Raw genomic sequence first — 20,524 nt, 5'->3', positions numbered from 1 at the left:
TTACGGCACCGTAGGTTACCCGCAAGTAGTTGCTGCGGTGACGCGTGGCACCGTCCCGGTGAACGCGCCGCGAAAGTCGCCAGGCCCTCCAGGGGCCCTAGCGCCGATCTTGCACTTCCTGTCTGCGAAATGAGAAGATTGCCCATTTTCGTCGCCGCAGAAAGTGCAAGATCGCGAGGGGTGGGGGTGAAGATGGGTCGATGCGGATTTGGCCTGTCGGGGCGGACGCCCTGTTGATCGACTGCGCCGGTCTCGGTGACGGGTTCACGGCTGACCTGGTTGAGGCCTGGCGGGCCGAGTTGTGGCAGCGCCGGGAACGCGGAGACCTGACCGCCGTGGAGATCGTGCCGGCCGCCAGCACCGTGCTGCTCGACGGAATTCCGGATCCCGCCACCACCGCCGCCCTGCTGTCCCGCTGGGCGCCGACGGTAACCACCACCGCGCGGCAAACCGCGACCGCGAGAGCCGCCAGCGGTCCCACACCAGCCCCCAACCGCGGCGATCTTGCACCTTCTGTCCCGACAGAACGGGATGGTCGAGTCATATCGGCGACCGAAAGTGCAAGATCGACGGAGAGGGTGGGCCACGGCGCGGGGTGGGATGGGAGGGCGGTTCCTGTTTCGGTCGCGTTTGACGGGGCGGATCTGCCAACAGTCGCCGAGCACTGGGGTGTCGACGTTCCGGCGGTGGTGCGGCGGCTGACCGGCACCCGGTTCCGGGTCGCCTTCTGCGGCTTCGCACCCGGGTTCCCCTACCTGACCGGCCTCCCCGCCGAGCTGGCGTTGCCCCGACTGCCCACGCCCCGGTCCCGCGTACCGGCCGGCTCGGTGGCTCTGGCCGGGCCGTACGCCGGCATCTACCCGAGCGCGTCCCCAGGCGGTTGGCTGCTTGTCGGTCGGACCGAGCTGGTCCTCTTCGACGTGCACGCCGACCCACCGGCCCGGCTCCCCCCGGGCACCGAGGTGCGGATGGTGGCGGCGTGACCGGGCACACCGAGATCGAGGTACTGCGCGCCGGAGCACTCACCACCGTCCAGGACCAGGGCCGGCCCGGCTGGGCGCACCTCGGCGTACCCCGGTCCGGCGCGCTCGACCCGGCCGCCCTGCGACTGGCCAACCGGCTGGTCGGCAACCCCGAGCAGGCCGCCGGCCTGGAGATCACCCTGACCGGCTGTGTGCTGCGGCCGACCCGGGCCACCACCGTCGCCGTCACCGGTGCCGAGGTGCCCGTGCAGGTCGGCGAGCGGCCCGGCGACACCGGACGTCCACTCAGCGTGCCGGCCGGGGCGGTGCTGCGGATCGGCCCGGCCCGTCGGGGCGTACGCAGTTGGCTGGCCGTGGCGGGCGGAGTCGACGTACCGCCGGTGCTCGGCAGCCGCTGCACCGACACCCTCTCCGGGCTCGGCCCGCCCCCGCTGCGCGACGGTGACCTGCTGCCCGTCGGTCGGCCGCTCGGCGACCCCGCGCCCGTCGACCTGGCCATCGGCGGCGCACACCCGCCGGAGCTGCGCCTGACCGTGCGCCTCGGCCCCCGCGACGACTGGTTCACCCCTACCGCGCTCGACCTGCTGTTCGGCACCCCGTACACGGTGAGCCCGGTGAGCAACCGGGTCGGCGCGCGCCTCGCCGGCGCGCCGCTGCCCCGCGCGGTCGCCGGCGAACTGCCGAGCGAGGGCATCGTGCTCGGCGCGGTGCAGGTGCCGGCCGACGGCCAACCCCTGGTCTTCCTGGCCGACCATCCGACCACCGGCGGATACCCGGTCATCGGGGTGGTCACCGACGTGACACCGCTCGCGCAGGCCCGGCCAGGTACTACCGTCAGATTCCATGGACCTCAACGCTGACCTGGGCGAGGGATTCGGCATCTGGCGACTTGGCGACGACGACGCGCTGCTGGACCTGGTCACCTCCGCGAACGTCGCCTGCGGCTTCCACGGCGGCGACCCGTCCACCATGCGGCGGGTCTGCGAGGGTGCCGCCGAGCGCGGGGTCGCGGTGGGCGCGCAGGTCGGCTACCGAGACCTGGCCGGCTTCGGCCGGCGGCGCATCGCGTACGACTTCGCCGAGCTGCGCGACGAGGTGACCTACCAGCTGGGGGCGCTCGACGCGTTCTGCAGGCTCTTCCGCACCCGGGTCCGCTACCTCAAGCCGCACGGCGCGCTCTACAACGCTGCCGCCACCGACGAGTCCCAGGCCGCCGCGGTCGTCGCCGCGATCTGCGGCTACGACCCCGAACTGCCAGTCCTGTGCCTGCCCGGCTCGGTGCTCGCCCAGCTCGCCGTCGGCGCCGGCCTACCTGTGGTCGCCGAGGGGTTCGCCGACCGCGGCTACCTGCCCAACGGGACGCTCGTGCCGCGCGGCACCTCCGGCGCGCTGGTCACCGACCCGGAGGAGGTGGCCACCCGTGCGGTACGGATGGCCACCGAACGGACAGTCGTCGCGGTGGACGGCACAGTCGTCCCCTGCCCGGTGGACTCGATCTGCGTCCACGGCGACACACCGGGCGCGGTCTCCGCCACCGAACTCGTCCGCGCCAGCCTGATCGACGCCGGGGTCACCCTTGCCGCGTTCGCCTGAGCGCTACGCGTCCAGACCCCGCAGCACCAGCGGAAGCCGCTCCGCCGCCCCGTCGACCACCCGCACCGGTACGCCCCAGTCCTGACGGGTCAGGTGGCAGGCCGCGTGTTCGACGTCCGCGTCGCAGGTCGCCGCCTGCGCCGTCACCTGGAGCACCCCGCCGGAGACCTCGCCGTTGAGCACCAGCCGGCGGGACAGCTCGGTGCCCGTGCCGGCACCCTCCACCAGCAGCTCCGGCGGCGACGCGGAAACCACAAGCCGCGTCGACGGCCCGTACGTCTCGTCGAGCTTCTGCCCGGGCGCGGGCGTGAAGACGATATCCAGAGTGACCTCGCCGGACGCGATGTCGGTGGGCTTGCGCTCGGTACGGTGCCGGGGCCCGTCCACAGTGCTGGCACCCGCCGCAGACAGCGCGCCCGGGGCGAGGCGGGTCAGCCGGTGCGCCGCGGACTCCACCACCAGCACCTCACCGGCAGGCGTCAGCACCAGGTCGCTCGGCTCGGCCAGCCCGTCGGCGACAGAGGACACCTGGTTGGTGGTCGGGTCGAACCGACGCACCGCACCGTTGTACGTGTCGGCGATCAGCACCGACCCGTCAGGAAGCGCGCACACCCCCAGCGGATGCTGGAGCAGCGCCGACTCCGCCGGCCCGTCCACGTGCCCGAAGTCGAACAGGCCCTGCCCGACGGCGGTGCCCATCACCCCGTTCTCGACGTACCGCACCGCGCTCGTCTCGCTGTCGGCGATCCACAGCCGGACGCCGTCAGCCGAGACGGAGAGCCCCGAAGGCTGCGCCATCCACGCCTCGGCCAGCGGGCCGTCGCGCAGCGCCTCCACAGTCGTGCCCGCGTACATGCCGGCGGTCCGCTTGATCGGGTCGAACCACCAGAGCTGGTGGATGCCCGCCATCGCGATGATCAGCTTGTCGTCGTACCAGGCCAGGTCCCACGGGGAGGAGAGGTCAACGGCCAGTGCGTCGTGCGCGTGGTCGTCGACCGAAGCGCGCCACTGCCTACCGCTGCCGGCCACGGTCACCACCTCGCCGGTCTCCAGGCGTACGCCGCGCAGCAGGTGATTGACCGTGTCGGCGACGACCAGGTCGTAGCCGGCCACCTCGGCGACGTGCGTGGGCAGCACGCAGAGGCCCTGCGGCTCGGAGAAGGACGCCGCGCCGACCGGCCCGTCGGCCCGACCCCGCTCGCCCGAGCCGATCCGGCGCACCAGCGACTCGCCGTCCGGGGCCAGCTCGACAAGCGAGTGCCGCGCCGAGTCCGAGACCAGCAGGTTGCCGTCCGGCAGCACCACCGCCTTGCCCGGGAAGCGCAGCGTGGTGTCCGGCGCGGGCGGCGGCACGTACGGGCCGTCACCCCGGTGCAGGGTGCCCTTGGCCTCGTGGGTGACGATCAGCTCGTCGATCAGCCGGGCCAGCCCCTCGGCGTGCCCCTCGCCGGCCATCGTGGCCACCACGTAACCCTCGGGGTCGATCACCGACAGCGTCGGCCAGGCCCGGGCGGCGTACTGCTGCCACATGTCCATCTCGGGATCGTCGAGTACGGGGTGGTGCACCCCGTACCGCTCGACGGCGGCGGCCAGCGCGTCGGCGTCCTTCTCGTGCTCGAACTTCGGCGAGTGCACGCCGATCACGACGAGCACGTCGCCGTACTTCTCCTCAAGCGGGCGGAGCTCGTCGAGCACGTGCAGGCAGTTGATGCAGCAGAAGGTCCAGAAATCCGCCAGGACGATCTTGCCGCGCAGGTCCTGCAGGCTCAGGTCCTGGCCGCCTGTGTTGAGCCATCCCCGGCCGCGTAGCTCCGGCGCACGTACACGCGCTGTCGTTCCCATACCTGTCAGCCTGCCACGCCCCACCGGCCCGGCCGCCGTGACCCGTCACCTGATTGCCACCACCCGCTCGGCGTACGACGAAGGCGGGGCCACGGACGTCCGTGGCCCCGCCTTCACCGTGTGTCTACGGGGTCGCCGGCTTGAGGCAGAGCACCCGGTTGGCGCCGTCGCCGGGCAGCACCACGTACGGCTGCGTCGTGTCGGTGCACTTCTCCTTCGCGTCCACCTTCGAGACGATGGTGAACGCGCCCGCCTCGCCGCAGTCCGCCGCCGAGGCGCCGTCACCGGACTTCTTCACGCAGGTGCCGACCGCCGGGTCGAACGCCGGCGTTGCGTCGCCGCCGCCGAACTTGCCGAGCAGCATCAGCAGGCCGAGCGGCACCGCCAGGATGAGCACCGCGGCGATCAGCACGGCGGCCAGCACCCGGCCGTTGCGGACCTTCGGCGTCGGCGCTTCGACCTTCGGCTCCTCGGCGTCCGGCTTGAACGCGTCGAAGCGGCCCTGCTCCTGCTCCTGACCCCAGGAGGACGGCGCGGACGGCTGGGCTGCCGGCGGGAACGCCGGCGGGAAGCCGGCACTCGGTGCCTGGTCGGCGCTGGGGCCACCGAACTGCGGACCGCCGAAGCCCGGCGCCCCGTTGACCGTGGCGGCGCCGGCGGCCGGTGCTGCGGCGCTGCCGAACCGGTCGGCCTGTCGCTCGGCGCCGGCCTGCGGCCGGACCCCGTTCACCTGTCGGTTGTTGCCCGGCGCGTCGACGAAGGACGGCACACCCGGCGGGAACGCCGGAGGTGCGGACGGAGCCTCACCGAACCCGTTCGGCGTCGACGGCCGGTCCCGGTCGTCGAAGCGCGGGTCCGGCGTGGGCTCGCCACCCCAACCCGGGGCGGCCTGCCGGTCCGGACCCTGCTGCCAGTCCGGCGCGCCCTGGCGCTCCGGGCCGTTCTGCCAGTCGGGGGCGGCCGGCGGGTTCTGCCAGTCCGGTGCGCCCGGGCGCTCGGAGGCCTGCTCGGCCGGGAAGGCGTCCTGCTCCGGCTCGTCCGCCGGCTCGGGCGCGGCGGGACGGCCGTACACCCGTGGCTGGGGTGCGGGCGTGCCGGACGGCCGCATCGCCTGGTCCGTCGGGGGCATCACCCGGCTGGCCAGCGGCACCGAGGCGCTCGCCGAGGCCCGGCCGACGGCGCCGGCCGCCGACTCGGCCTCCGGCGCTGGTACGACCGCGCGACCCGACTCGGGGGAGGTACGCGGGGCGGGCACCACGGCACCGCTCGCGGGAGCCTCCTCGGCGCGACCCCATCCGGCCGGCTCGGCCTCGTAGTGTGCGGCCGCCTCCGGCGTCTCCCGCTCGGCGTACGCGGGCTGTTCGGGGATCGGGGCGTACTGGTTCTTCGGCGCGAAGTCGGCGGGCGGGGCGGCGGCCAGGCTGGCACCCGGCACGCGCTGCTCCTGCGGCGGCAGCGGTACGGCGTTGGCGGGCGAGATGCCCGGCGCGGGCGCGGGCTGGTAGATGGGCGAGTCGTCGCGCTGGTCCGCCTCCCAGCCGCCGCGGGACTGGGCGGAGGCTTCCGCCTCGGCGCGGCCCCACACCTCGCCGGGCGCCCACGGCTGGATCTCCGCCGAGCCGGCACCGCTCTGCGGGGCCGGATTGTCCGGAGCGGCTGCCCAACCGGGCGTGCCGTCGTTGCCGGGCACGCTGGCGCTGGCCCGGGCCGGAAGGCCAGACTGCTCCGGCGGGGTCCAGCCGCCGCCGGCCTGCTGCTCGGCCGGGGGGCGTCCGGCCTGCTGGTCCTGCTGTGCGAGCACCCAGTCGGGCTGCTGCGGACGCGCCTCGGCCTGGCCACCCCAGGCGGCCGGCTGCTGGGGCTCGTCCTGCTGCGCGTCGGCGTTGTCGCCCCAGTTGGCGGGCTGGGCCTGCTGCTGGGCGGCCCACCCGCCGGAGCGGGCCGGGTCGTCCTGGCCCGGCCAGTTCGTCGACGGTGCCGGCACCTGGGCGGCGCCGCGCGCGGCGGCCGGCTCGGCCTGCCCCCACGCGGGGGCCTGCTGCTCGGCCGGCTGGGAGGGCTGGCCCCACGACGGGGGCGACTGCTCCGCCGGAGTCCACGATGGCTGGTCCTGCTGGCCCGCCCCTGCGGGCCAGCCACCGGACTGCGCCGCTTCGGGCTGCTGCTCGTCGCCGCGCCAGTCACCGGCGGCCGGGCTGACCTGCGCGGGAGTGCCCCAGCCACCGGAACGGGACGGGTCCTCCTGCGCGGGCCAGGCGGTGGTGGCCGGCGGGACCTGCGCGGCGCCCCTGGTGGTCGGCTGGGCCTGCGCCCAGTCGGGCTGCTCGGCGGCGCCGGCGGCCCAGGTGGGCGCGGTCTGCTCGGGCGGCGTCCAGCCCTGCTGCGGCCCGGCCCACTGGGCGGGCTGCTGCGGGCTGTCGGGGGTGGAGTTGTTGCCGGCCCAGGCGCCGGACTGCTGCGGCTCGCTCGCGCCACCGCCGGTGGCCCAGGCGGGCTGTGCCGGCTCGGCGGGCTGCGGCGCGGCGGCGGCACCCCAGGCGGGGTTCGGCTGCTGCTCGGGCTGGTTGGCCCAGGCCGGGGTGCCCTGGTTCGGCTGCGCCGGCGGGGGTGGCGCCCAACCCAGGTCGGGGCCGGCGGCGTTGTAGCCGTTGTCCGGCTGCGCCGGGCGGTCGCCGTACGGCGCCGGTCCGCCGGCGCCCGGTGACACCTCGTCCGGCTCCTGGCCGGGACGGTGCGGGCCCTCGGACGTCATGGGTGCGCCTCCTCCATCACATGTCGGCCGCCGGTGCCGATCGGTCTCCTCGGCATGGCTGCCGGCGTCACCGGCGTGCCGGCTCCCCGCACCGTATCGGGTGGCAGCACGGGGTGTCCAAGGAGCACCGCCCGTCACTCCGTGTTGCCGAGTGGTGTCGAGCAGCTTCTATCGACTCGGCCGGTGGGGGTCGGCGGGCGGCGACCGAAGCCCACCGTACCGGGCGTGGCGACGGGGCGGAATCCCGGTGCCACGTGGCGGCGATACGCCGATGGCCCACCCGGTGGGCCGGGTGGGCCATCGATCTGGAGGAGGTGAGGAATGTCGTGGAGCGTCAGCTCATGTGACGCTGGGCGATGACGAGGAGTTCCTCGCGAACGGCCGGCGTGTTCGCCGAGCGCAGCGCGTGCTGGATGGCACGGGCGCGGCGGGTGGCGTCGCGGTGGTTGCGGATTCGCTCGATCATGCTCATTGGTGGGTCCCCCTGGCTTATTCGGTTGTCGGCCCCTGATGCCTCTATTCAACAGCAGAACGCCTCCAACTTCCATCGATTATTAGGTGAGCTGAGACACTTGCCTAACAATCGAAGGTCAACGGGCGCCCCAGCCGACGTTTCCGTCGCCCAACGGACACGGCCGGTGTGCCGGGCGTTAACCCGTGGCACACCGGCCGTGGCTGGTGATCCGGACGGTCAGGTCCAGGCGAGCAGCGCCGCCTCGGGGTCGGCGAGGAAGTCCCCGATGTCGCGCAGGAACTTCGACCCCAGCTCACCGTCGATGATCCGGTGGTCGAAGCTCAGCCCCAGCGTGGTGACCTGGCGGGCCTTGACCTTGCCCTTGTGTACCCAGGGCATCTCCCGCACCGCGCCGAAGGCCAGGATCGCCGACTCACCGGGCGGGAGGATCGGCGTGCCGGTGTCCACCCCGAACACACCGACGTTGGTGATGGTCAGGGTGCCGCCGGACATGTCCGCCGGAGACGTACGGCCCGACTTCGCCGTCTGCACCAGGTCGTTCAACGCGTCCGCCAGCTCCCGCAGCGAGAGCCGCCCGGCGTCCTTGACGTTCGGCACGATCAGCCCACGCTCGGTGGCCGCCGCGATGCCGAGGTTGACGTACTCCTTGACCACGATCTCGTCGCCCGCCCAGGTCGAGTTGACCATCGGGTGACGCTTGACCGCCAGGAGCACCGCCTTCGCCACCAGCAGCAGCGGCGACACCCGCACGTCCCGCCACTCCCGCCGGCCGCGCAGCCGGTCCAGCGCCTTCATCGCCCGGGTCACGTCGACGGTCAGGAACTCCGTCACGTGCGGGGCGGTGAACGCCGAGCGGGACATGTTCTCGGCGGTCAGCTTGCGTACCCCCTTGACCGGGATGCGCTGCTCGCGGTCTGCGCCGAAGCTCGCGGCGCTGGTTGCCGCAGACGTGACGGCGACCGGCTCGGCAGCCGCCACGGTCCCGTTCGCCGCCTGCTGCACGTCCTCCCGGGTGATCGAGCCCAGCGGGCCCGACCCGGTCAGCGTCCCCAGGTCGACCCCGAGGTCCTTGGCGAGCTTGCGCACCGGCGGCTTGGCCAGCACCACCGCGGCACGCTGCCCGTTCGACGCGGGCGCAGGCGCGGGCGCGACGGCCGGCTGTGCGACAGGCAGAACCGGCGCGGGCGCCGCCACGGCCGCGGGCTGCGCCGGAACACCGCCCCTGCGCGGGCGGCGCTTCGCGGCGGTGGTGCGCGGGCCGTAGCCCACCAGGACCGCCGTCCGCCCGCCCGGGGCGGGACCGCCGATCAGACCCGGCTCGACCATTCCCTCGGCCGGTGCCAGCTCCACGGCCGCCAGCGACGCCGCCGACGGGGTGGGCAGGTCATCGTCGGGCGTCGCAGTGGTCGACGGCACGTCCAGCGGGCCGGCACCCGGGTCGGTGTCGATGGCGATGATCGGCGTACCGACCTCGACAGTCGTCCCCTCCGGGTGGTGGATCGCCTGCACCTGCCCCGCCCACTTCGCCGGGATCTCCACAGCCGCCTTGGCCGTCTCGACCTCGACGATCGGCTGGTTCAGCTCGATGGTGTCGCCGACCTTGACCAGCCAGGTCAGGATCTCGCCCTCGGTCAGCCCCTCGCCCAGGTCGGGCAGGTTGAACGTCTTGATCCGGGACATGCCGCTCACCAGCCGTAGGTGCGGTCGACGGCGTCGAGCACCCGGTCGAGGTCGGGCAGGAACTCCTCCTCCACCCGGGCGGCCGGGTAGGGGATGTCGAAGCCGGTCACGCGCAGCACCGGCGACTCCAGGGAGTAGAAGCACTCCTCGGTGATCCGCGCGGCCAGTTCGGCGCCGAGACCGATGTTCGACGGCGCCTCGTGCACCACGACGGCGCGGCCGGTGCGCTTCACCGACTCGTACGCCGCCGTCAGGTCCAACGGGGAGAGCGAGCGCAGGTCGATGACCTCCAACTCCCGGCCGTCCTCGGCGGCGGCGGTCGCCGCGTCCAGGCACGTCCGCACCATCGGGCCGTACGCCAGCACCGTCACGTCCGTGCCGGGCCGCACCACCCGGGCCGAGTGCAGCGGGTACGCGTCGGACAGCGGGGCGTCCAGGTCGACAGGCCCCTTCTCCCAGTAGCGCCGCTTGGGCTCCAGGAAGACGATCGGGTCGTCCGAGGCGATGGCCTGCTGGATCATCACGTACGCGTCCTGCGGGTTGGCGCAGGTCACCACCTTCAGGCCGGCGGTGTGGGCGAAGTACGCCTCCGGCGACTCGGAGTGGTGCTCGACGGCGCCGATGCCGCCGCCGAACGGGATCCGGATCACCATGGGGATGTTGAGCTTACCGCCCGAGCGGTAGTGCATCTTCGCCACCTGCGACACGATCTGGTCGTACGCCGGGTAGACGAAGCCGTCGAACTGGATCTCGCAGACCGGCCGGTAGCCGCGGATCGCCAGACCGACGGCGGTGCCGATGATGCCGGACTCGGCGAGCGGGGTGTCGATCACCCGCTGGTCGCCGAAGTCCTTCTGAAGACCGTCGGTGATCCGGAAGACGCCGCCGAGCTTGCCGACGTCCTCGCCCATGATGACGACCTTCGGGTCGTTCTCCAGGGCGCGGCGCAGACCGGTGTTGAGGGCCTTGCCGATGGTGAGCGTCTCCGTGGCCATCAGTGGGCGCTCCCCTCGAACGACTCCATGTACCTGCTGAACTGCGCGCGCTGCTCGTCGAGCAGCGGAGACCCGTTGGGGTAGACGTGGTCGAACATCGTCACCGGCTCCGGGTTCGGCATCTCGAGCACCCGCTCGCGCAGGTGCACCGACTCACGGCGGGCCTGCTCGTCGACCTCGGCGAAGAAGTCCGCGTCGGCGATCTGCTGCTTCTCCAGGAAGGCCTTGACCCGGGCGATCGGATCCTTGGCCTGCCACGCCTCGACCTCACTGGCGATCCGGTAGCGGGTCGGGTCGTCGGAGGTGGTGTGCGCACCCATCCGGTAGGTGTACGCCTCGATCAGGCTCGGGCCCTGCCCGTGCCGGGCGTTGTCCAGCGCGGTGCGGGTGACCGCGTACGACGCCAGCACGTCGTTGCCGTCCACCCGTACGCCGGGGAAGCCGAAGCCGGCGGCCCGCTGGTAGAGCGGGACGCGGGTCTGCCGCTCCAGCGGCTCGGAGATCGCGTACTGGTTGTTCTGGCAGAAGAAGACGAGCGGCGCGTTGAACACGCTCGCCCAGACGAACGCCTCGTTCACGTCGCCCTGGCTGGTGGCGCCGTCGCCGAAGTAGGCGATCGCGGCCTCGCCGTCGTCGGTGCCGGTCTTGCCGTCGATGGTGATACCCATCGCGTAGCCGGTCGCGTGCAGGGTCTGCGCGCCGATGACGATCGTGTACATGTTGAACTTGAACTCGTTCGGGTCCCAGCCGCCCTGGTCGACGCCGCGGAACAGGCCGAGCGGCATGATCGGGTCGATGCCCCGGCAGTAGAGGACGCCGTGCTCCCGGTAGGTCGGGAAGGCCATGTCCTGGGGCCGCAGCGCCCGGCCGGAGCCGACCTGTGCGGCTTCCTGGCCGAGCAGGCTGGCCCAGAGGCCCAGCTCTCCCTGGCGCTGGAGTGCGGTCGCCTCGGCGTCCAGCTTCCGGACCAGCACCAGGTCGCGGTAGAGACCGCGGTATTCCTCGTTGGTGAAGTCGACGCGGTACTCGGTGCCGTCCGGCCCGGTGGCGCTGTCGATCCGCTCGCCGTCGGGGGTGAGCAGCTGTACCAGCGCGGGGTCGCCGGCCGTGCCCTTCCTGGAGCGGGGTGCAGCCCGCCTGCCGCGGGTGGTGCCCCCGGGGTCGCCCTTTGCCATCGGTCTCTCCCTGTCGTGTCTGCGTCGGCACCGGGGGGTCACCCGGCCGCGCAACTCGTGCGCCTGCCCGGCTGCTGCCGGACCGGTTCCTGGCGGCCGCGCCTAGCCCCGGTGGGGGTTGCCGCACGGCGTGAGCCGGATTCTGGCCGAATCCGGTTCGGGAGCGCCGGCACTCAACCGCGCCTGCCGCGAGGGTGCGCGGAGGTCACGGCTGCGTTGCCGTCGTGCTCCATATTCGCAGAGCAGGTGAGCGGGCCCACAGTACGCCCGCCCCGCATTCCGACCGTCCACCCTTTGTTGTCCTTTGTCGCCATCGTGCTCTCTCGCGTCCACCGGGTGTTCCGGCGATGATTCGTCACCGTTCGGACAGCACCGCGTGTCGACACGCGGTGGAGGTTGGCTGACGGAGGGTGACTGGGCGAGGCTGATTACCGCCAGATCACGTCGATCGGGCCAATTGCCGGGTTCTGCCTTCGGTGACGTCCATTCGCGTCCCGCGACGGCCGACGACAAGGGGTGTGCGGTGTACGAGCCAGGTGACGGTCCCGGCACACCCGCGCTCGGCCGGCACCGGTCGGCCGGAGACTACCGGCGGGTGGTCGGCGTGCACCGGGCTCCCGGCATCGGCGGTCCCTCCCGGGGCTACCTGCTCACCGTGGCACTGCTGGCCGGCACCGCGTCGATGCCCATCCTCGCCGCGATCAGCGCCGGCTCGGCCACCCCGGGCAGCACCGCCCTGCCGGACAGCAGCACCCCGTTCATTCCGACGCCCTCGGTCGGGCCGGTGCTGCTCCCGCCTCCCATGGCCAGCCAGCCGGCGCCACCTCCGCTCGGCACGCCCAGCGCCGGCCCGACCGCGACGCCCGGTTGGCTCCCCGCAGCACCAAGGCGTACGGCGGAGCGACCGGGAGCCGTCGACCCGGCGCACGTCGACCGTGGGCTGCCACCTGTGCCGGGGCCCACCCGGAGCACCCGACCGGTCGTGCCCCCGCCCGCCAGCCCGACGCCGACGCCCACGCGGACCGCTCCGCCGGACCCGACGCCGACGCCCACCACGACAGCCGGTCCGACGCCCACCGACACCGTCTCGTCGACCGCGACGGCCGTCCCGACCACCACCCTGTCCACACCGGCCACGACACCGGTGCCGAGCGCCACCGTGTCCGAGCCGGCCACGACACCCGACACGTCGCCGACGCCCCCACCGGCCAGCCGACCCGCCCCGACCGCCGTGACGTCACCCGGCTGCCCGCCGACGCGCCCGGTGACCCCCTCGCCGCTCGCCGGACCGACGTACCCCACGGTGTCCCCGGCGGTACGGTGACGATCAGGCGCGGCCCGTCCGGTGCCGGCGCTGTTCGGGGGTAGGCGCGTACCGGAGGGGGTGGCGTGGGCGGCGGTGGGGAACTCCGCCCGGTCAGCCGACCCGGCCCGGGGCTGCGGGTCGCCCGGCTCGTCACCGAGCTGACCGCTCCGGCCGTGCTGGTGTCACTGCTGATCTTCACGGTGAGCTGGCACAGCACCCGGCGTACCGGTCACGGCCTGGCCTGGGGCCTGCTCGCCACACTCTTCGTCACCGGCATCCCGTTCGCCTACATCGTCGGCGGCGTACGACGTGGCCGGCTCACCGACCACCACCTCGGCCGTCGGGAGCAGCGCAGGGTGCCCCTGCTGATCGGCCTCGGCTCGGTGACGGCGGGGCTCGCGCTGCTCACCGTGCTCGACGGTCCGCGTCCGGTGCTGGCGCTCGCGGTCGCCGGGTTGATCGGCCTCGTCGTGACCGTCACGGTCAGCCACTGGTGGAAGATGTCGATCCACTCGGCGGTCGCCGCCGGCACGCTCGTCATCCTGGCGCTGATCTTCGGCGGTCGGCTGCTCTTCGCCGCGCCGCTGCTGGCCGTCGTCGGCTGGTCCCGGGTGCGGTTACGGGACCACACCGTGCCGCAGGTGCTGGCCGGCGGGACGATCGGCGCGCTGATCGCCGGCGTGGTCTTCGGCCTGCTGCGCTGAGCGGGCTCGACCGGCTGCCAGGCCCCGGGCGGGTCGGACGTCCGAGTCGGGACGCGGCCCGGGCGGCCGGCGACGTGGCCGTCCGCCCGGGAAACGCTCAGGCGCCGTCGTCGGCGAGGCGGTGCCGGTTCGCCTCGATCCAGGCGTCCAACGCGGCCGGGTCGTCCGGGTCCACCCCGTCGGCCATCAACTGCGCCACCGCCGCCGTGGCCGGGCTGCGCCGCTCACCTGTCGAGTAGAGCCGCGCGAACTCCGGCACCATCTCCTCGATCGCCTCGTCGGTCCGTGTCGCGGCCGCCTCGGGCAGGCCCCGCTGGCGCGACGCGTACCGGGCCCAGGCGCGCAGCACCCGGGGCAGCATCGCCGCGTCGTCCATGTCCAGTACCGCGCGGCGGTGCACCCAGTCGAGCAGGAAAAGCCCGGACACCGCAGGGCTCCACCGCATCGGGTCGGCGTCCGGGAAGCTCGCCGAGTGGTCCAGCAGCAGGCTCAGGCAGAAGTGCAGCGAGGCCAGTTCCGGGCCGTCGACGGCGTCCAGCCCGAACCGGGCGGCCTCCGGCGCGGCCAGGAACCGCCGCACCAGGTCGGTCCGTTCGGCGGCGGTCAGCGGCTCGACCTCGGCCGGGCCGGTCGGGTCGGCGGCGGTGGGCAGCAGCGCCAGCCGGGCGCCGACAAGCGCCCGATCGGTGGCGAGGGAGCCCTCGCCGGGCAGCTCGCTCAACTCGTCGGTGACCGCCAGGTGCCGGGCCACCTCGCCGCGCAGGCGGGCCGGATCCTCGGTACGGAACCAGGTCAACTCGTCGTCCGCGCACATCTGCCGGACCTGGTCCAGGATCCGCTCCGCCGGCCCGCCGACGAAGATGTCCTTGGTGATGCCGATGTTGTGGTCCACGAGAGCCACCAGCGCGTGCTCCGCGCCGCCGGAGGCGTCGTCGTAGGCGAAGGTGGCGAGGTAGGAGGTCTGGTCGCCGTACACGTCGCCGTACGCCCAACTGCCCGTCAGGTGCACCCGGCCGAGCTGGCCCGTCCAGCTGGGCGCCTGGCTGCCCGGGCGCACCCGCTCGGTGCCGTCGGCGGTCGGGACGAGCGCGGCGAAGACCTGCCGGATGGTGGTCGCCGACGCCACCCGACGACGGGCGGTGGCGGCGAGGAACCCGGTGACGAACTCCCGTACGGCGGTGTCCCGGTCGGTTTCCGCGATCGCGTAGACGCTGCCCAGCAGGGCGCTGCCGAGCATCTCGGCGTCGAGCGCGGACTCCAGCTTGGTCACGTCGCGTGCGGCGTGCAGCACCGCGTCGTAGGGGGTCTGAGGCGTGGCCATACTCCGACCCTACGCCGCTGCGCCGGTACGCAGAGCAGTAGCGAGCCGTGGGTGCGTCAGCGGCGGGCGGCGTCGTGCAGCGCGTCCCGTGCCTGCGCGTACGAGGCGAGCACGATCCGCACCGGGGCGAGCACGTACTCCTCACCCACCTGGGCGACCCGCACCGTCAGCCGCTGCCGGGCGCGGGCCCGTGCCCGCTGGGCGGCCCAGCGCACCACCGGCCGGGTGAGCGCCGCCACCAGCAGCCCGGCCAGCAGGCCGCCGAGCAGCAGCACGGTGGGCAGTGGCACCTCGCCGACCATCGGGTCGTCCAGCGCGGGCAGGCCGAGCACCCGCAGCGCGTACCCGAGGACCAGCCAACCCAGGCCGACCACGGCGGCCAGGGTGACCAGCCACTGCACGCCGCCGACGATCCGCCACCAGAGCGGTCGACGGTCCAGGCCGAGGTCGGTGCCGGCGATCGCGCGGTCCAACGCGTCCGGCAGGTCGTCGTGGCGGGACCGGGCGGCCGCGGTGACCGCTGTGGGCCAGGCGGCGGGCAGGCCGGCGGCGGCCCGATCGGCCACCGCGCGGACGGCCAGGCCCAGCGCGGAACGCTGCGCGACAGTCGGATCCGGCACCGAGGTCGCCGCGACGAGGCTCTCCGCCGCCGGGTCGGCGGCCTCGCCTGTCGGTCCGGGCAGGTGCAGCCGGCGCAGCGGGTCGGGCCGCAGCCGCCGCCAGCCCCGCACCAGCGGCCAGCCGGTGGCCGCGCCCGCCCGATGCCGGTACGCCCGTTCCACCGCCTCGCTCACCGCGGGTACGCCGGCCGCGCCGGCCAGTGCCTTGTTCAACCCGGCGACTGTCGCGTCGTCCGGACCACCCGCCGGGCGTGCCGACCCGACCAGCTCGTCCAGGCCGGCGACCACCGAGTCGACGTCGCCGGCGAGCCGACGCAGGGCGGCCTGCCGCTCGGCGACCGTCCGCTCCAGCGCGCTGCGCAGCCCGACCATCCCGGCCGGGTCGATGGCCGTGGTGGCCAGCAGCGGTACGCCGGTCAGGCCGTCGGAGTCGAGCAGCCGGCGCAGGTCGTCCAGGACCCGGGGCAGCTCGGACGGGGGCAGCCGGTCGGCCTGGTTGAGCACGACAAGTGTGACGTCGCGGTGCCTGTGGAACTCGCGCAGGTAGCTGTCGTGGATGACCCGGTCGGCGTACTTCTGCGGGTCGACCACCCAGACCACCTGGTCGACCAGGCCGAGCAGCCGGTCCACCTCCAGCCGGTGGGAACGCTGCACCGAGTCGAAGTCGGGCAGGTCGAGCAGGATCAGCCCGTGCAGGGCGGTTTCGTCGTCCGCGTCGAGCGCGCTCTCCCTGACGAAGCGGTGCCGGGGCAGTACGCCGATCCAGTCGAGCAGCCGGTTCGCGCCCTCCAGCGGCCCCCACACGCACGCGTGGGTGACGCCTGTGGTCGGCCGGCGGACACCGACCGGCGACAGTTCCAGTTGGGCCAGCGCGTTGAACAGGCTGGACTTGCCGCTGCCGGTGGCACCGGCGAGGGCGACCACCGTGTGGTCGCGGGACAGCGCGAGCCGGGTGCCGGCGCGTTCGACAAGGGTGTGCGCGGGCACCAGTTCGGCGTCCGGCAGCAGGCCGTCCACAGCGGTCAGGAATCGGCGTACGGCGTCCAGGCGGGCGATCAGCACGTCGGGGTCGACGCGCTTGTCACTCCGGAACGCCTCCCGGATCCGACCGGTGATGTTGCTCACCGGGAACCCTCCTCGTCGGCGGCCAGGCCACTGCGGTGCCGGGCCAGCTCGACCCGGCCGGCGGCGCGGCGCAACCCGTCGCCGGCCTCCGCGTCGGGCCTGGCTTCGGCGGTGCGGCTCAGGAAGCGGTCGGCCTCCGCGTCGAGCAGCGTCCGTACCCGTTCCAGCAGGTCACCACGGGCCTTGGCGGCGAGGGTACGCACCGCCTGGTCACCGAAGATCGCCTGGAGTACGGCCTGCGCGGCGACTGTGGTGCCCGCGCCGGTGGCCACCTCCAGCCCGGTCGGGATGAACGCGGTGGACGCGAACACGGCGATCATCACGGCCAGCCCTGTGGCGTTCACCGCGTACGCGGCCGTACGCGCCACGAAGCGCTTGTCACCGCCCTCGACCCGGACCAGCTCCAGCACGCCCCGCTGCCAGTCGCGGACCATCCGTTCGGCCCGCTCGGGCAGGTCACCGCTCGGGTGGGCGAGCGCCGGATCGACCAGAGCGGCCCCGGCCGGGTGCGCCTTCCACGACGTGTACGCGGACTCGGCGGCCTCGGACGCCACCCCGCGTAGCAGGGTGACGAGCTGCGACTCGATGGCGTTGCGCAGCTCGGCGGAGGGCGCCGGCCGGCCGGTGACGGCGGCCACCACCCGGTCCCGCAGGCGTCCGATGCGCGCCTCCAGGGTGCGGAACAGCTCGCCGGTGCCGACGAACTCCTGCCAGCGGGCGAGCACCTCACCGCGGAGCAGCCGACCGTCCTGGAGGCCCTGCTCGACGGTCCGTTCGGCGCCCCGGTACGCGGCCCGGACCCGCTCGTCCAGCCCGTCGGCGGCGGCGACCTGCTCGTCGGCGGCGTCGGCCAGTTCCTCGACGGCCGGGTGCAGCGCGGCGAGCGCGCCGTCCAGGGTCTGTCGGACGACAGCGGCCCGGGCGTCGGCGTCCGCGGCCAGCCGGGCGAACCAGTCGGCCAGCGGCGCGGTGACCCCCTCTGGCAGCAGCCCCTGGCCGTCGACCCACGTCTCGGGCAGGACGAACAGGGGTGCCCTGCCGAGGTCCTGCGCCTCCAGCATCTCGGCCAGGTGCGCGGCGATCTCGTCGGTGGCCTCGGCGGGGACCCGGTCCAGCACCATGGCGATGACCGCGCCCCGCGCCCGGGCGCTGCGCAGCAGCTCCCACGGCACCGCGTCGGCGTACCGGGCGGCCGTGGTGACGAAGAGCCAGAGGTCGGCGGCGGCCAGCAACTGGCTGGCGAGCGCCCGGTTGGCGTCGACCACCGAGTCGATGTCAGGTGCGTCGAGGAAGGCCAGCCCGGGTGGCAGGGCGGGGGCGGTGACCAGGTGCAGCGCGCGTGGATCTTCGCTCGGCTCGGTGGTGCGGGTCAGCCCGGGCAGCAGGTCGCCCTGCCGGAACCAGGTCGCGTCGGCCGGGTTGCAGACCAGCACCGGGGAGCGGGTGGTGGGCCGGAGCACACCGGCGGCGCTCACCCGGGCCTTGACCAGGCTGTTGACCAGTGTCGACTTGCCCGCGCCGGTGGAGCCGCCTACCACCACGAGCAGGGGTGCGTCGAGCCGGGCGAGCCGGGGCAGCAGGTAGTCGTCGAGCTGGTCGGTGAGGGCGGCGGCGGTGTGCCGGGCGGACCCGGCGGAGGGCAGCGCGAGGGGATACCGGGTGGCACCGATCGCGGCCCGGAGGCCCGTCAGCGCGCCGGGGAGGCTGTCGTCCCCGGTGGTGGCGGGCGGCTCCTCCGCGGCGTCCGGCGGGCCGGTGCGGGCGGCGACGGCGGGCGCGCCGGAACGGGTGGCGGAATCGCCGTGCGTCGTCACCGCTAAAGCGTGCCCGACCGATGCAAGGGAAGACAACCGGACGGTAATAACGGGTGGGTTGCGTCGGGTCGGCTCAAGTCGACTTGACGATTCGCCGGGGCGTGGCACTATTGAGTCAAGTTCACTCAACTTGTGGTGTGGTCCGCTGCGGGCGGTGCCCGCCAGGCAGCGCGGGCGGTGCCCGTCACCTGCACAACCTTACGAAGTGAGGAAGCGAAGATGGCACGTGCGGTCGGTATCGACCTCGGCACGACGAACTCCTGCGTCAGCGTTCTCGAGGGCGGTGAGCCCACCGTCATCGCCAACGCTGAGGGCTCGCGGACGACCCCGTCGATCGTCGCGTTCGCCCGCAACGGCGAGGTGCTCGTCGGTGAGGTCGCCAAGCGCCAGGCGGTGACCAACCCGGACCGGACGATCCGCTCGGTCAAGCGCGAGGTCGGCACGAACTGGTCCGTCGACATCGACGGCAAGAAGTACACCCCGCAGGAGATCTCGGCCCGGACCCTGATGAAGCTCAAGCGGGACGCCGAGGCGTACCTGGGCGAGCAGATCACCGACGCGGTGATCACCGTTCCGGCCTACTTCAACGACAGCCAGCGCCAGGCCACCAAGGAGGCCGGTGAGATCGCCGGCTTCAACGTGCTGCGGATCGTCAACGAGCCGACCGCGGCCGCCCTGGCGTACGGGCTGGACAAGGGCTCCAAGGAGCAGACCGTCCTGGTCTTCGACCTCGGCGGCGGCACCTTCGACGTGTCGCTGCTCGAGCTGGCCGAAGGCGTCATCGAGGTCAAGTCGACGAGCGGTGACAACCACCTCGGCGGTGACGACTGGGACCAGCGGATCATCGACCACCTGGTCAAGACGTTCCGCGGTGAGCACGGCATCGACCTCGGCCAGGACAAGATGGCCCTCCAGCGGCTCCGTGAGGCCGCCGAGAAGGCCAAGATCGAGCTGTCGGCCGCCACCACCACCAACATCAACCTGCCGTACATCACCGCCGGCTCCGCCGGCCCGCTGCACCTCGACGTGACGCTCAGCCGCGCCGAGTTCCAGCGGATGACGCAGGATCTGCTGGACCGCTGCAAGGGCCCGTTCGAGCAGGCCGTGAAGGACGCCGGGATCAAGATCTCGGACGTCGAGCACGTCATCCTCGTCGGTGGCTCGACCCGGATGCCCGCCGTGACCGACCTGGTCAAGCAGCTCACCGGCCGCGACCCCAACAAGGGCGTCAACCCGGACGAGGTGGTCGCCGTCGGCGCCGCCCTCCAGGCCGGTGTGCTCAAGGGTGAGGTCAAGGACGTCCTGCTGCTCGACGTGACCCCGCTGAGCCTGGGCATCGAGACCAAGGGCGGCATCTTCACCAAGCTCATCGAGCGCAACACCACGATCCCGACCAAGCGCTCCGAGGTGTTCACCACGGCTGACGACAACCAGCCGTCGGTGCTCATCCAGGTGTTCCAGGGTGAGCGGGAGATCGCGGCCTACAACAAGAAGCTCGGCACCTTCGAGCTGACCGGCCTTCCGCCGGCGCCGCGCGGCGTGCCGCAGATCGAGGTCGCTTTCGACATCGACGCCAACGGCATCGTCAACGTGCACGCCAAGGACCTGGGCACCGGCAAGGAACAGAAGATGACGATCACCGGCGGCTCCTCGCTGCCGAAGGACGACATCGAGCGGATGCGCCGGGACGCCGAGGAGCACGCGGAGGAGGACAAGCGTCGCCGCGACGACGCCGAGACCCGCAACGTGGCCGAGGCGCTGCAGTGGCAGACCGAGAAGTTCCTCGCCGAGAGCGGCGACAAGCTGCCCACCGAGAACCGGGAGCAGCTCAACGAGGCGCTCGGCGAGCTGCGCGGCGCCCTCGGTGGTCAGGACATCGAGAAGATCAAGTCGGCGCACGAGCGGCTGGCGCAGGTCTCCCAGCAGGCCGGTTCGCTGCTCTACGCCCAGCAGGCCGAGCAGGGCCAGCAGCCGGGCGGCGAGGCCGGCCCGGGCGCGACCGGCGCGACCGGTGCGACCGGCCCGCAGGCCGGCGGCACCGGTGGCGGCGACGACGTGGTCGACGCGGAGATCGTGGACGAGGACGGCAAGAAGTGACCGTCGGCCTCCGACACGAATCCACGGCGAAGGGATGAGGTA

Annotated in this window: 15 protein-coding genes; 5 read left to right on the top strand and 10 right to left on the bottom strand. The window is 73.4% G+C overall.

What is annotated here, in order from left to right; all coding sequences use genetic code 11:
• The first annotated feature begins 200 nt into the window (after window positions 1-200).
• From AB0N27_RS17180 to AB0N27_RS17170, 3 genes are read left to right on the top strand one after another with little or no spacing between them, the layout of a single operon-like run.
• Entirely contained in the window at window positions 201-983 is a 783-nt protein-coding gene (locus AB0N27_RS17180) for a carboxyltransferase domain-containing protein (RefSeq protein ID WP_364369883.1), read from the top strand.
• A complete protein-coding gene (locus AB0N27_RS17175) occupies window positions 980-1,843 on the top strand; it encodes a biotin-dependent carboxyltransferase family protein (protein ID WP_364369880.1) in 864 nt (287 codons plus the stop codon). Before AB0N27_RS17180 ends, AB0N27_RS17175 begins: the two co-directional genes overlap by 4 nt.
• Window positions 1,827-2,576 (top strand): 5-oxoprolinase subunit PxpA, encoded by a 750-nt coding sequence (locus tag AB0N27_RS17170; protein ID WP_364369877.1) that lies wholly within the window; start codon window positions 1,827-1,829, stop codon window positions 2,574-2,576. The genes AB0N27_RS17175 and AB0N27_RS17170 overlap by 17 nt, the downstream gene beginning before the upstream one ends.
• Window positions 2,577-2,579: 3 nt before the next feature.
• On the opposite strand, the gene AB0N27_RS17165 is transcribed toward AB0N27_RS17170, so the two are convergent.
• The 7 genes from AB0N27_RS17165 to AB0N27_RS17135 form a co-directional block, all read right to left on the bottom strand.
• Window positions 2,580-4,418, bottom strand: coding sequence for an NHL domain-containing thioredoxin family protein (locus tag AB0N27_RS17165; RefSeq protein ID WP_364369874.1), 1,839 nt, complete (start codon window positions 4,416-4,418; stop codon window positions 2,580-2,582).
• A 124-nt stretch (window positions 4,419-4,542) separates the two neighbouring features.
• Window positions 4,543-7,170 carry a hypothetical protein gene (locus tag AB0N27_RS17160; protein WP_364369871.1) on the bottom strand — a complete coding sequence of 876 codons (2,628 nt, stop codon included), beginning with the start codon at window positions 7,168-7,170 and terminating at the stop codon, window positions 4,543-4,545.
• Window positions 7,171-7,504: 334 nt separating this feature from the next.
• Window positions 7,505-7,642 (bottom strand): hypothetical protein, encoded by a 138-nt coding sequence (locus AB0N27_RS17155; protein ID WP_167517372.1) that lies wholly within the window; start codon window positions 7,640-7,642, stop codon window positions 7,505-7,507.
• A 219-nt stretch (window positions 7,643-7,861) separates the two neighbouring features.
• Window positions 7,862-9,325, bottom strand: coding sequence for a dihydrolipoamide acetyltransferase family protein (locus AB0N27_RS17150; RefSeq protein ID WP_364370802.1), 1,464 nt, complete (start codon window positions 9,323-9,325; stop codon window positions 7,862-7,864).
• A gap of 5 nt (window positions 9,326-9,330) precedes the next feature.
• Window positions 9,331-10,320 (bottom strand): alpha-ketoacid dehydrogenase subunit beta, encoded by a 990-nt coding sequence (locus AB0N27_RS17145; protein WP_364369866.1) that lies wholly within the window; start codon window positions 10,318-10,320, stop codon window positions 9,331-9,333.
• A complete protein-coding gene (pdhA, locus tag AB0N27_RS17140) occupies window positions 10,320-11,495 on the bottom strand; it encodes a pyruvate dehydrogenase (acetyl-transferring) E1 component subunit alpha (RefSeq protein WP_364369863.1) in 1,176 nt (391 codons plus the stop codon). The genes AB0N27_RS17145 and pdhA overlap by 1 nt, the downstream gene beginning before the upstream one ends.
• A gap of 642 nt (window positions 11,496-12,137) precedes the next feature.
• A complete protein-coding gene (locus AB0N27_RS17135) occupies window positions 12,138-12,797 on the bottom strand; it encodes a hypothetical protein (protein WP_364369860.1) in 660 nt (219 codons plus the stop codon).
• An 87-nt stretch (window positions 12,798-12,884) separates the two neighbouring features.
• Here AB0N27_RS17135 and AB0N27_RS17130 point away from each other — a divergent pair, with 87 nt between their 5' ends.
• Window positions 12,885-13,505: a phosphatase PAP2 family protein gene (locus AB0N27_RS17130; protein WP_364369857.1), complete on the top strand. Its 621-nt coding sequence runs from the start codon at window positions 12,885-12,887 to the stop codon at window positions 13,503-13,505.
• A 97-nt stretch (window positions 13,506-13,602) separates the two neighbouring features.
• Here AB0N27_RS17130 and AB0N27_RS17125 read toward each other — a convergent pair whose 3' ends face one another.
• The 3 genes from AB0N27_RS17125 to AB0N27_RS17115 are packed head-to-tail and all read right to left on the bottom strand — an operon-like array spanning window position 13,603 to window position 18,385.
• Window positions 13,603-14,826 (bottom strand): hypothetical protein, encoded by a 1,224-nt coding sequence (locus AB0N27_RS17125; protein WP_364369854.1) that lies wholly within the window; start codon window positions 14,824-14,826, stop codon window positions 13,603-13,605.
• A 56-nt stretch (window positions 14,827-14,882) separates the two neighbouring features.
• A complete protein-coding gene (locus AB0N27_RS17120; protein ID WP_364369852.1) occupies window positions 14,883-16,571 on the bottom strand; it encodes a GTPase in 1,689 nt (562 codons plus the stop codon).
• The gene (locus AB0N27_RS17115; RefSeq protein ID WP_364369849.1) at window positions 16,568-18,385 is read right to left on the bottom strand and encodes an ABC transporter; all 1,818 of its coding nucleotides are present in this window, start codon (window positions 18,383-18,385) and stop codon (window positions 16,568-16,570) included. The genes AB0N27_RS17120 and AB0N27_RS17115 overlap by 4 nt, the downstream gene beginning before the upstream one ends.
• Before the next feature lie 219 nt (window positions 18,386-18,604).
• Here AB0N27_RS17115 and dnaK point away from each other — a divergent pair, with 219 nt between their 5' ends.
• Window positions 18,605-20,482 (top strand): molecular chaperone DnaK, encoded by a 1,878-nt coding sequence (dnaK, locus tag AB0N27_RS17110; RefSeq protein WP_364369846.1) that lies wholly within the window; start codon window positions 18,605-18,607, stop codon window positions 20,480-20,482.
• Window positions 20,483-20,524: the final 42 nt, after the last annotated feature.

The sequence above is a fragment of the Micromonospora sp. NPDC093244 genome, from assembly GCF_040683695.1.
Lineage (GTDB): Bacteria > Actinomycetota > Actinomycetes > Mycobacteriales > Micromonosporaceae > Micromonospora.
The sequence above is the reverse complement of the archived record's forward strand: the minus strand, read 5'-3'. Positions and strand labels throughout refer to the sequence as shown.